The organism is Streptantibioticus silvisoli (assembly GCF_027947535.2).
In the GTDB taxonomy this organism is placed as follows: domain Bacteria; phylum Actinomycetota; class Actinomycetes; order Streptomycetales; family Streptomycetaceae; genus Streptantibioticus_C; species Streptantibioticus_C silvisoli.
Genome location: NZ_JAAGKO020000006.1, coordinates 78,770 through 90,587, shown reverse-complemented (window position 1 = coordinate 90,587; position 11,818 = coordinate 78,770). Strand labels below are relative to the sequence as shown.

Sequence of the window (11,818 nt, the reverse complement as noted above, 5' to 3'; positions counted from 1 at the left end):
GGCCGGCGCTCGACCCGGTCGGCGCATGCGGTGCGGGCGACGTACCCCAAGCACCCTCCGTTCGGCCCGACGAAGCCGGATACCGCTTTTCCCCTCCGCCAGCACAAACCGCCCCCAACCGCCCCTCACGGAAGGCCACTTGTCAGTGAAACGCCATGGACTGCTGCTGCCCTGCGTCGCCCTCGCCGCCGCGATCGGACTCACCGCGACCGGTTGCTCCGCCTCCGGCGGTGCCGGCTCGTCCCCGGCGGGCGGCCCCGCGACGCCGAAGACCGCCGCCGCCGCGGTCGACTACGACCCGCAGCCCTACGCCGACATCAAGGACGGCGGCACCTACACCACCGCCGGCACCTTCGACGACCAGGGCAACCCCTTCGACGCCGACGCCACCCTCACCGCCGCCCGGGTCTGGTTCTGGTACAACGCCGACGCCATCACGTACTCGCCCACCGGCGCCGTCCAGTACAACCCGGACTACTACAGCCACGTGGCCGTGAAGGTGACCGGCGGCAACCAGGTCGTCACCCTCACCATCAACCCCAAGGCGGTCTTCAACGACGGCACGCCGATCGACTGGAAGGCGATCGAAGCCACCTGGAAGGCGAACAACGGATCCGACTCCAAGTTCAACGCCTCGTCCACCGACGGCTACGACCACATCACCTCGGTCACCGCGGGCGTGAACGCCAAGCAGGCGGTCATCACCTTCAAGGGCGCGGACGCCTCCTGGCCGGCGCTGTTCTCCACCTTCCTCAACCCGAAGGCCGCAAACGTCACCGACTTCAACACCGCCTACCTGAAGAAGGCCAACGCCCAGTGGGGCACCGGCCCCTACACCGTGGGCAGTTGGGACACCCACTCGGGCGACATCACGTTCGTCCGCAACCCGAAGTGGTGGGGGAAGCGGGGCAAGCTCGACAAGCGGATCTTCGTCAACCTCGAATCCACCGCCGCCGTGAACGCGTTCCGCAACGGCCAGGTCGACTACGCCACGACCGGCGACGCGGAGGGCCTGAAGCAGATCAGCGGCGTCAAGGGAACGACGATCCGGCGGGGCGGCAGCCCGTTCGAGTACGCGCTGTACCTGAACACCAAGTCGCCCGAGCTGTCCGAACTCCCGGTCCGCAAGGCGATCATGGAGGCGATCGACCGTCCGCAGATCGCGCGGATCGAGTTCCAGGGACTCGACTACGCGGAACCGCTGCCGGGCTCCGGGCTGCTCTACAGCTTCCAGAAGGGCTACGAGGACAACGTCGCCAAGGTCATCACCCACTCCGCGCGGGACGCCGGGAAGACGCTGGACGCGGACGGCTGGAAGACCGGCGCGGACGGCGTCCGGGTGAAGAACGGCAAGAAGCTGGAGGTCGGTTACACCCTCATCGGCGACGACCCGCTGGACAAGGCCACCGCCGAGGCCTTCGTCGCCATGCTCAAGCCGATCGGGGTCAAGGTGACCATCCGCACGGTCGACGAGTCCGACTTCGCCAAGGTCATCAGCACCCACGACTTCGACCTGTTCCTCTCCGGCAACCGCTCGCTCGACCCCTTCGGCCAGCGCTACCTGTGCGAGCAGTACTGCTCCACCAGCCCGTCCAACATCACCGGCGCCGGAACCGCCGCGCTGGACAAGCAGATCAAGGCCGTCTCGCAGATCGCCGACCTGACCCGGCAGATCGCCGCCGCGAACAAGGTCGAGCAGCAGGAGCTCAAGCAGTACGCGTTCCTGCCCCTGTACAGCGGACCGTCGATCTACGGGGTGAAGAACGGCCTCGCCAACGTCGGCGCGACCATCTTCGGCACCCCGCTGCCGGAGACCATCGGCTGGCAGAAGTAACCCGCTCCGGCGGCGGGCGGCACACCGCACACCGCCCGCCGCCGGGTCCTCCGCGGCACGCCGGCCGCGCCCACGCCACGCCCACGCCAGCCGCGTCAGGCCCTCGGCGTCGGGAGCGGGACCGGGAGGTTCTAACCGAAGGTGAACGAGTACGCGCTGAGCCCCGGCGACAGCGTCACCCTGAGCGTGCTGCGCCGGGCGGTCCTGCGGCTGACCAGGGTGTGGATGTCCGGTGATCCCGAGATCCGGTACGCCGTGGTCCTGCCGTCCACCGTGGCGGTGACGGTACCGGTGCCGCCCACGTCGAGGTAGACGTCGTTGGCGTCGAAGTTCAGCGCGATGCCCGCCGTCGACTTCGCGGTCAGTGCCTGGCCGCCGACCGACCAGGTGCCGGACAGGGCGAACGAGTCGCCGGGCACCGAGGAGGGGTAGTGGTAGGTCCGGGTGCCCGCGCTGAGGGTGGGGCCGTAGGCGAAGTTGTTGGCGCGTTCGGCGCCGAGGTAGGTCTCCGGGGTCTCGTACGCGAACGTCGGCGTGGTGTCGGCGACGCGGGTCGCCGCGGGCAGGGTGGTCCCGGGGTGCGCGGCGGTGAGCAGTTGGCGGATCAGGGACTCGGTGTGGCCGTAGTCCCCCTCGCCGATGGAGGCGTAACGCACCGTGCCGTTGGCGTCGATGAGGTATTCGGCCGGCCAGGAGTCGTTGCCGAAGTTGTTCCAGGTCGTGTACGTGTTGTCGAGCGCCACGGGATAGGTGATGCCGAGCCGCTTGGCACCGGCCGCGACGTTGCCGGGGACGTGTTCGAAGGCGTACTCCGGTGTGTGCACGCCGATCACCACGAGGCCGTCGGCCTGGTAGGTGGAGTACCAGGACGTGACGTGGGTGATGGCGCGCTGGCAGTTGATGCAGGAGTACGCCCAGAAGTCGACGAGGACGACCTTGCCCTTGAGGGAGCGGAGGCTGATCGGCATGCCCTTCGGGGTGTTCAGCCACTGCTGGATGCCCGAGATCGCGGGCGCGGCACCGCAGTTCTGGAGTCCGGCCGTCGGGTCCGGGTTCTGCGCGCAGGCGGCGAGCGCGGCGCTGCCGCCCGATCCCAGTGCCCTGGTGACGTCGCCCGAGCCGTTCACGCCCTTGTTGAGGGCCGAGGTGTAGTCCGGGATGGCACGTTGGACGGCATCGGTGAGGTTGGTGGTGAGCGCGACGGCCAGGGCGATCACGACGACACCGGCGCAGACGCGGATGCGGCGCTGGTGGCTGCGGAACACCCGCAGGCGCTCGGCGAGTCCGCGTCCGGCGAGGGCGAACACCAGCAGGGGGATCGCGGTGCCGATGGCGAAGGCCAGGGTCAGCACGAGGATGTGCCCGCTGACCCGTCCGGTCGCGCCGGCCACGGTGATCGCCGCGAGGACGGGTCCGGCGCAGGGGACGTAGACGGTGCCGAGCACCAGCCCGAGGACGAACCCGCCGCGGTCCGCACCGACCTGGCGTTGCGGAAGCCGCGAGAACGGCTTCTCCAGCCAGGCCTCCACCCGGGGGGACATCATGCCGGCGCCGAGCAGCACCAGCAGTACGAGACCTGCCCAGCGGATGATGTCCTGCGGCACCGGCAACGAACTCAGCGCCAGCGTGCCCACCAGGGTGAAGACGCTGAAGCTCAGGGTGAGCCCCGCCACGACCAGGTAAGGCCGCCGCCCGGACCGCCGTCCCCCCTCCGCGGTCCGGGCGCCCTGTACCCCGCCGGACAGGAAGATCACCGGCAGGACGGGGAGGATGCAGGGGGAAATACCGGTGATCAGTCCGCCCACCAGCCCGATCAGGGCGAGGGTGACCATGGGAGCCTCCAGCAGGGCAGTTCACTGAGCATCGCCAAGGACGTTCCGGCGAGATCGCGAGCGTACGCGGTGGGGCTGTGCCGGGACGAGCTCGGTGCGGGATCCTCCCGGGGGGTGTGCGGAGCGGGGGTCCTCCCGTTTCCGCAGCAGACCGACTTCCGGGTGACGTTCAGAGCGTGGCGCCACTCACACCGCGGAACGGAGCGAAGTGCGTAGGAGCGTCCACCCATTCCCGATCCTCGTGCCATTGGCACTGCGTCGCCACCACGTAGAACGGTCCCCCGTTCACAGGCTGGTTGAGAACGACGATCGGGCCGGCGCTGATGGTGCGTTGGACGGCATAGCCGATGCTGGACGCTTCCGCCCGGCCGGGTCGAGGTCTGCCCAGCGTGGTCCGAGGAATGCGCCTTTGCGGAGTCCGGTGCGCGGGGCGAGGTCGAACAGCGCGCTCAGCTGGTGTCAGGCTGTCGCGGTGATGAGGAGTTCGAGGTGGACCTGAAAAGCGTGATCGCCGGTTTTCCCAACGCGGTGCCGTTCGACCGATGGTCCGGTGCCTGGCACTGGTACCCCGCACCGGGGCTGGACTTCGTGGGCGTGCTTTCCCGTGACGGCGAGCGGTTGCTCCAGGTGAACGCCACCGACTCGTTCGACCCCGACGCGGCAGCGGCCGTCCTGGCCTTCGCCATCGAGCACGAGGAGGAGATGTTCGCCGAAAACCCCTACCTGACCCGCGCCGGCGGTTTCCGCGCTCCGGGCCTGCGGCGTTTCGACGCCCTCGCCGGGGTGGGGCCCCGCGTCCACGACTTCTACGCGGTCGAGCAGCCCGAGCTGACACCCCATACGCGGATCTTCTTCCCGGCCTACGACAGCGAGTTCTCCGGACGGGAGAACCTGGTGGAGGCGCGGGCCCGCTATGACGTGCTGCCGGTCGGCCTGGAGGACCGCCCGCCGCTGCCCTGGGTGAAGATGCACCACATCAACACCCGCACCCAGTCCCGCAGCACCGGCCCCGACCGCGGCTTCACCGACCCCGACGTACTGGCCATGGAGTTGCGGGAGATGGACGGCGGCGAAGGGAGCCTGGTCGAGTTCGAAAACCGGCACGGAAAGGTCTGGCGCGTGCGCTGGTCCGACGGCTGGTGGTACGCCGACTCGACCGACCCCACCGCCGCGCCGACCGACATCACCCTGGACGACCTGCTCGCCTTCGCCTACGACCGCGTCCACAACTGAACCGCTGTTCGCACGAGATGCGGATCGGGCTCGTGGGACGGACTGCGTCACGGCCCCGGGATCGACGGCCTTACGGCCCTACGCGTGCGACGCGCATCCCTGGGTTCGGCACGCGGACGCCGGCATGCTGGGCGCCGTCGCACCTCCGCCAGCCTGCTGGGCCCCGTCGCACCTCCGGGGCGTCTTCGGCTTCACGTGCCGCTCCCCCGGCCGGCCCCGCAGCACGGCGCCGCCCACGCAGCGCGATACCCACGCACCGCGATACCGGCCCGGCGCCATCCGCACGGGCCGGTGCCGGCATCGGTGCCGACCTCCCCCCCCCCCCCCCCCCCCCCACCGCCACCAACCTCATCCCCCCGGACCGCGGGAGGAGGCCGGTGGATCGGCTGAGGGACCGTTAACCCGTGACCCGCCGCCTCAGCCCTGGGCGGCTTCCGCGATCGGCTGCCACTTCTCCCACGTTGCCAGGCGCTGCTCGTAGTCGGCCTTCGCGATGCCCAGCGGTGCGGTGCCCAGGAAGCAGCGCAGCGGGGGCTCGTCCGCGTCGACGATGCGCAGTACGGCCTCGGCGGACGCCTTCGGGTCGCCCGGGGTTCCTACGCGCTTGCGGCGCTGTTCCTGCACCTGCTCGTGGAACTCGGCGTACGCCGGCAGCGGCTCGGAGCGGCGGGAGGAGGGGCCGGACCAGTCCGTGGCGAACCCGCCGGGCTCGATCAGTGTGACCTTCACACCGAACTGCGCCACCTCCTGCGACAGCGACTGGCTGATCCCCTCGAGCGCCCACTTCGACGCGTGGTAGATCCCCACCAGCGGGAACGCGCTGATCCCGCCGATCGAGGAGACCTGGAGGATGTGGCCGCTGCCCTGTTCGCGCAGGTACGGCAGGGCCGCCTGGGTGACCCACAGCGCGCCGAACAGGTTGGTCTCCAGCTGCGCGCGGGCCTCGGCCTCCGTCAGCTCCTCGACCAGCCCGAAGTGGCCGTACCCGGCGTTGTTGACCACGACGTCGAGGCGGCCGAACCGTTCGTGCGCCTCACGGACCGCGGCGAAGTCGGCATCACGGTCGGTGACGTCGAGCTTCAGCGGCAGGAAACGCTCCCCGTGCGCGGCGACGATGTCGTCCACCGTGGACAGGTCACGCGCGGTCCCCGCGACCGAGTCACCGCGTTCCAACGCCGCGAGCGCCCACTCACGGCCGAAACCGCGCGAGACACCGGTGATGAACCAGACCTTCTGCGTCATGGCATGTACCCCATAAATCCTGTTCGCTGCGGCGCCGCGCGCGGCGGCGTCTCTGTCGGTCCCGTCCCGTGACCGGAGCCCGGAACGAGTGGCGGGACGGCTCCACGGGAGCCATGCCCGGACGGCCACCGCCCGCGCACGAGGACCGGGTACCCCGTCCCGGCCGCCTGTACGGACGACGGCATCCGCCCACCGCGGTCCACCGCCGGATGCCCTCCGCGGTCCATCGCCGGACGCCCCCGGACGCCCACCGCCGAGCGCCGCCGTCAGCGGGTACCGCAGAGGTGCCGCGATCCACGGCACCCACCGCGATCCGGCCACCCGGTGTCGCCATCATGCCGAAGATGATCATACCGGCGACGCCGTCACCGGAAGGGGCGAGCCACCTCCCCGGGAGAGCCTCACCCCGTCCGGCACCGGCCGCCGCGCCGGCGAGCAGGAGATGCGATGCGGGCAGGGGACGTGATCCGTCGCCCTTACCCCGTCACCCGCAGGCCCGCGGGGTTCAACCCGGGTTCCACCCACGGGTTGAAGGTATTCGGAGCCGCACGCCGGATAGTCGAATGCATGAGCCTCTCCGACTGGATCATCGACATCGCCCTCCTCCTCATCGTCTTCCGCCAGCTGCGGGAGGCACGGCTGACCGCCCGCACCATCCTGCTGCCGCTGGCGTTGATCGGCTGGGCGGCCAGCCAATACCTGCACAGCGTGCCGACGGCCGGCAACGATCTCGTGCTGATCGGGTCGTTCACGGCGGTCGGGGTCGTCTTCGGCCTGGCTGGCGGCCTGCTCACCCGGGTCCGGTACACGGCCGGACAGGTACGGATCAAGGCCAGCCTCAGCGCGGTGGCCCTGTGGGTGATCAGCATGGGCTTCCGGCTCGGCTTCGCCGTCTGGTCCTCGCACACCTCCGGTGCCACCCACCTCGCGCACTTCTCCGTCGCCCACGACATCACCAGCGGACAGGCCTGGGTGACAGCGCTCATCCTGATGGCCTTCGGTGAGGTCATCGTCCGGCTGGGTACGATCGTCGTCCGAGGCCAGCGCATCACCGCCCTCGCCCGCCAGGAGGAGCAGCTCAGCCCGGTCCCCGCGGCCCGGCCCGACACCTACGTCTGACGCGGCCCGCAAGCCCGCGGACCGGCTCGAACCGGCTCGAACCGGCTCGGACCGGTTACCGGCGACCGGTAGCCGGTAACCAACCGCCGGCCCCGGGCCTCCGGTAGCCGGCTGCCGACAGCCGGTGACGGACCGGGGGGACCCGGTGGACCGGTCGGGGACGCCGACCGGCTGGACCTGCCGCCGCCCGACAGATGGTGCCGGCCGCCGACCGATAGGACCCCGGGATGTTGACCAAGGAGCGCGGCGCCGGCACGAGCCGGTGGCGGCCTTTCGACCACCGCGCCCTGACCGGCGTGGTCGCGATGCTCGCGTGCGGGGCGGTGACCGTGCTCGCGGCCTCCGACCCGACCCGCCGGCTCATCGTCGGCGTGCTGGTGCTGTGCGCCGAACTCGGCATGCTGGCGTCCCGGCAGACCCGGCCCTCGTACTCGGCCGGCTTCGCGGTGGCGGTCACCATCGGCTCCGGACTGGCCGCCATCGCGTTGTCGCCGAGCGGCCTCGGCGAGGTCCCGGCGCTGGCCGGCGTCTCCGTCCTGCCCCTGTGCATTCCGGCGGGCCCGGCGCGCATCGCGGCCGTCGGAACGGTGTCGATCGCGTTCGGGCTGACCATCATGGCCGTCTCCGGCAGCCTGGGCGGCCTGCTCGCGGGCGTGGGGGCCTGGTTCATCGCGGACCGGTCCGTCGCGCACAGCGCCCTGGAGGCCGAACGGGACCGGGCCGTCGCGCTGCTGGCCGAGGTGGAGGCGTCCCGGCAGGCGCAGCAGGAGGCGGCGGCGACCGAGGAACGCAACCGGATCGCCCGGGAGATGCACGACGTGCTCGCGCACAGCCTCGCCGGCCTCTCCGTGCACCTGCAGGCCATCCGCGCGATCGCCCGCCGCGAGAACTCCCCCGCCTCGCTGACCGGGCCCCTCGACCGTGCCGCCGGTCTCGCCCGCGACGGCGTCCAGGAGGCGCGCGCCGCGGTGGACGCCCTGCGCCTGCCGCACCTGCGCGGTGTCGACGACCTCAAGGCGCTGGTCGGCGGCTTCCCCGGCGACGCGGACCTCCAGGTCACCGGCCACCCCGGCCGGCTCGGCCCCGAGGCGGGCCACGCGGTGTACCGGGCGGTGCAGGAGGCCATGACCAACGCGACCCGCTACGCCACCGGCAGCGCGATCGAGGTGCGGGTGGCCTGGGAGGAGCGGGCGCTGCGGGTCGCCGTCCGCGACCACGGCCTGCCGGCCGGGCACCGCCCGTCGGGGGTCATGGGCAGCGGCACGGGGCTGCGGAGCATGAGCGAGCGGATCGAGGCGGTCGGCGGAACGGTGGACGCCGGACCGGACCCGAGCGGCAACGGCTGGCGGATAGAGGTGCGGGTGCCGGTGAGCGGGGCGGGGTAGGCACGGGCGGCCGACGCGGCAGCCCGGCCCGACCGCGGTCCATCAAACCGGAGGGCATGCGAACGGCAGGGCGCGTCGGCGGGAAGATGGGGGCGTGAGCGGCTCGGCTGCCGTCCGGGCGCCGGACGCCGAACGTGCGCGGGGAAGGCGGAGCGGTGACGATTCGGGTGCTGGTGGCCGACGATCAGGCGGTGGTGCGCGACGGGGTGGTCCTGCTCCTGTCCTCGGCCGACGACATCGAGGTGGTCGGCGAGGCGGGCGACGGGGGTACGGCGGTACGGCTGGCCTCGGAGCTGCGGCCCGACGTCGCCCTCGTCGACCTGCGGATGCCCGTACTGGACGGCGCCGAGGTGACCGCCCGGGTGGTCTCCGCGGGCATCGGTGTCCGGGTGCTGATCCTCACCACGTACGCCGACGACGACGCGGTGCTGCCGGCGTTGCGGGCGGGCGCCGCCGGCTACCTGACGAAGGACGCCACCAGCGAGGCACTGCTCGCCGCGGTCCGCGATGTGGCCGCCGGACACACCGTCCTCGACCCCGCGGTGCAGCGGCGGCTGATCCAGTTGCTCGTCAACGAGCCGACCGCCCGCGCCGCAGCCCCGTTGCCGACGCTCTCGACCGAACTGCCGCTGGCGGCTGAGGGATTGACGCGCCGTCAGATCGACGTCGTCCGGCTCGTCGCCCAGGGCCTCAACAACCGGCAGGTGGCCAAGGAGATGGTGGTCAGCGAGGCGACGGTCAAGACCCACCTCAACCACGTGCTCGCCAAGCTCGCGATGGACGACCGCGCCGCCCTGATCGCCTGGGCCTGGCGGCACGGCCTGGCCGACCGGTCCGGCGGGACCGACGGCTAGGTGTTCTGTCCCGGGAGGTTGTGGACGGTGACGCAGGTCTCGGTCGGCGGATCATGAAATGGGTGAGGGCGTCCTGAACAGGATCCGCGTTCCCGTCCCGGCGCAGTCGCCGGCGGCAAGGCGTACTCGTCCCGCAAGAACCGTTCCCACCTGCGCGAACGCGGGATCGAAGCGGTCGTTCCCGAGAAGAGGGATCAGGCCGCCCACCGCAAGGAGCGCGGCTCACGCGGCGGACGGCCCGTCACCTTCGACCGGCAGCTGTACAAGCTCCGCAACACCGTCGAACGCACCATCAACAGTTCGGTCCGGTCCCGAGGGCCTACCGGGCCATGGCCCGCGCGGTCGCATCGGGCATGCCGTGAGCACGGTCGTCCGAGCCCCTGCGGAGGCCGCGCCTCGCTACGACGGTGTTGGGGCGCCCCGCAGTACGCCGGAGATCCGCAGCAGCTTGCCCTGCCGGTCGCTGACGTAGATCAGGCCGTTGTCGCGGTCGAGCTCGATGCCGCTGACGTTGCCCAGGCCGTCGGCCACCACGCGCTGATGGCCCTTGGCCTCGCCGTCGGCCACGACGACCTCGTGCACCTTGCCGCCGGACGAGTCGCAGACGTACGCGTGGCCCGCGCCGTCCAGTGCCACCCGGACGCTGCACCCGAGCTGGGTGGCCACGGTGCGCGGGGTGGTGCCGTCTGCCGTCAGGTCGACCTCGTACAGCCCGCCGAGGTCGTACTGACCGACGTACGCCCTGCCCTCGGCCAGCGCCACCCCGGCGGCCCTGGGCACGTTCCAGGTTCGCTGCTGCTGCGCGGGGCGGCCGTTCAGGCCGTACTCGATCAGCCGGCCGTTCTCCACGTCGGTGACGTAGGCCCGGCCGCCCGGCAGGTCCAGGGCGACGCCGTAGGCGTACATGCCCTCGGCGATCACGACCGGAGGGGCGGAGCGGTCGGCCAGGTCCACCGTGAACAGGCGCTTGCCGCTGTAGTCGGTGATGTAGGCATGGCTGCCCGGCAGATCCAGCGCCACGTCGTTGACCTGGCCCGGCGTCGCCAGGACCCATTCGGTGCCGTCGCCGGCGTCGGCGAGATCCACCTTCAGCAGTCTGCCGCTGTTGTACCGGTCGGTGACGTACGCTTTCCCGTTCGCCCGGTCCAGCGCGAGGCCGTCGGCCGTGCCCAGCCCGTCGGCGAGGGTGACGGGAGGCTTTCGGGAACTCGACTGTGCGCCACCACCCTTGTGAAGAGGGTGCAACTTGCTGTCGAACTCGAGTTTTTCCAGCTCGAAGACCTCATGTACCCCGGCGAGAGTGGAGACGACTTCGGCTTCCCCCCTCTGCAGGAACGGCCTGCCCTCGTCGTTCAGGTCGAAGGTGTCCGTGGCCGCGCCGGTCTCGCCGAGCTTCCACGCGATGACCTTCGCGTACTCCGGCTCCTTGGCCTGCGGGCCGTCCGGGGGCGTCTCCTTGACCTCCACCGGCTCGGGGTAATACAGCGCGACCCACCCGCCGAAGGAGATGGGGAATTCGTAGTCGAACCTCCGCACCTGGCGCCGCTGCGTGGCCAGGACGTCCACCCGGCTGCCGACCTCACCGCTCAGCGTGGACGACGTCTTGAACGCGGTGGTCAGCGAGCCGCTGACCGACGCGGTGATCCCCAGCATCAGCTGTGCCGACAGCTCACCGGTGCCGGTGGCGGTGCTCGTGGCCGTGGTGGTACTGGTCGACTGCGACTGGGACTCGGAGTCGACGCCCTGGTTGTCCTTGCTGTTCTTCAGGGTGGTCTTCTGCGACTGGTTCGCCGCCATGCTCGTCTGCAGTTGCTGCTGCAGCGAGGCGGTGACCTTCGCCCCGAAAGTGAGCTGCATCTGCCCCTGGAGCGACCAGCTGATCGTGTTCGAGATCGAGAACTCGACCGTGTGCGACCACTTCGTGGGGACGGGGTCGGTCCGGTTGACGTACGTCTGTTTGGAGATCACGTCAGGAGGGGGCTGTGCAATGTCGGCCCGCTCTTCGACGAGCGGCACCCCCACCGTCATGTAGGCCGTCCATCCGCGCTCGTGGGCTGCGGCCTCCCCCTCGGGGAATTGGTGGAACCGCCCCTTGTTCAGGGAGAACCCGATGGGGTGGACGTACCGATCCTCACCGTCCGGCGACTTCTGCTCGGCCTTCCTCTTCAATTTCTCCCCGTCCCGCTCCAGGATCGCGCGGGCCCTTGTGGCGACATCGAGCTCTTTCAGGTTCCGGCCGGTCAGCGGGTGGCGGATGTACCGTTCGCCGAGATGAGCCGTACTCACGTTGTTCTTCTTGGCATCGCCCATTCCCTTGGG

The 11,818-nt window shown here is 70.9% G+C and carries 8 protein-coding genes and 1 pseudogene; 6 read left to right on the top strand and 3 right to left on the bottom strand.

Annotation, left to right across the window (positions count from 1 at the left end; genetic code table 11):
- Positions 1-145 precede the first annotated feature (145 nt).
- Entirely contained in the window at positions 146-1,834 is a 1,689-nt protein-coding gene (locus POF43_RS06590) for an ABC transporter family substrate-binding protein (RefSeq protein WP_271324491.1), read from the top strand.
- A gap of 131 nt (positions 1,835-1,965) precedes the next feature.
- Here POF43_RS06590 and POF43_RS06585 read toward each other — a convergent pair whose 3' ends face one another.
- Positions 1,966-3,666: a cytochrome c biogenesis protein DipZ gene (locus POF43_RS06585; protein ID WP_271324490.1), complete on the bottom strand. Its 1,701-nt coding sequence runs from the start codon at positions 3,664-3,666 to the stop codon at positions 1,966-1,968.
- Between the two features lie 489 nt (positions 3,667-4,155).
- On the opposite strand from POF43_RS06585, the gene POF43_RS06580 reads away from it, so the two are divergent.
- Positions 4,156-4,899, top strand: a complete 744-nt coding sequence (locus POF43_RS06580) for a hypothetical protein (RefSeq protein WP_271324489.1) — start codon at positions 4,156-4,158, stop codon at positions 4,897-4,899.
- A 417-nt stretch (positions 4,900-5,316) separates the two neighbouring features.
- Here POF43_RS06580 and POF43_RS06575 read toward each other — a convergent pair whose 3' ends face one another.
- Entirely contained in the window at positions 5,317-6,141 is an 825-nt protein-coding gene (locus POF43_RS06575; protein WP_271313864.1) for an SDR family oxidoreductase, read from the bottom strand.
- A gap of 567 nt (positions 6,142-6,708) precedes the next feature.
- Between POF43_RS06575 and POF43_RS06570 the strand changes: the two genes are divergently transcribed.
- From POF43_RS06570 to POF43_RS06555, 4 genes and pseudogenes are all read left to right on the top strand, one after another.
- The gene (locus tag POF43_RS06570; RefSeq protein WP_271313863.1) at positions 6,709-7,260 is read left to right on the top strand and encodes a hypothetical protein; all 552 of its coding nucleotides are present in this window, start codon (positions 6,709-6,711) and stop codon (positions 7,258-7,260) included.
- A gap of 227 nt (positions 7,261-7,487) precedes the next feature.
- A complete protein-coding gene (locus POF43_RS06565) occupies positions 7,488-8,645 on the top strand; it encodes a sensor histidine kinase (RefSeq protein WP_271324275.1) in 1,158 nt (385 codons plus the stop codon).
- A gap of 155 nt (positions 8,646-8,800) precedes the next feature.
- On the top strand, positions 8,801-9,499 hold the full coding sequence (locus tag POF43_RS06560) for a response regulator (protein WP_271324276.1): 699 nt from the start codon (positions 8,801-8,803) through the stop codon (positions 9,497-9,499).
- Positions 9,500-9,571: 72 nt separating this feature from the next.
- Positions 9,572-9,817: pseudogene (locus POF43_RS06555) on the top strand (transposase family protein); the annotation flags it as partial.
- Between the two features lie 81 nt (positions 9,818-9,898).
- Here the strand turns inward: POF43_RS06555 and POF43_RS06550 are convergent.
- Entirely contained in the window at positions 9,899-11,809 is a 1,911-nt protein-coding gene (locus tag POF43_RS06550) for an NHL repeat-containing protein (protein ID WP_271324277.1), read from the bottom strand.
- Positions 11,810-11,818 lie beyond the last annotated feature (9 nt).

Excerpts from the sequence above, each read along its gene's own strand:
- POF43_RS06565 (WP_271324275.1), top strand. The coding sequence starts at position 7,488 with ATGTTGACCAAGGAGCGCGGCGCCGGCACGAGCCGGTGGCGGCCTTTC.
- POF43_RS06570 (WP_271313863.1), top strand. The coding sequence starts at position 6,709 with ATGAGCCTCTCCGACTGGATCATCGACATCGCCCTCCTCCTCATCGTC.
- POF43_RS06585 (WP_271324490.1), bottom strand. The coding sequence starts at position 3,666 with ATGGTCACCCTCGCCCTGATCGGGCTGGTGGGCGGACTGATCACCGGT.
- POF43_RS06575 (WP_271313864.1), bottom strand. The coding sequence starts at position 6,141 with ATGACGCAGAAGGTCTGGTTCATCACCGGTGTCTCGCGCGGTTTCGGC.
- POF43_RS06550 (WP_271324277.1), bottom strand. The coding sequence starts at position 11,809 with ATGGGCGATGCCAAGAAGAACAACGTGAGTACGGCTCATCTCGGCGAA.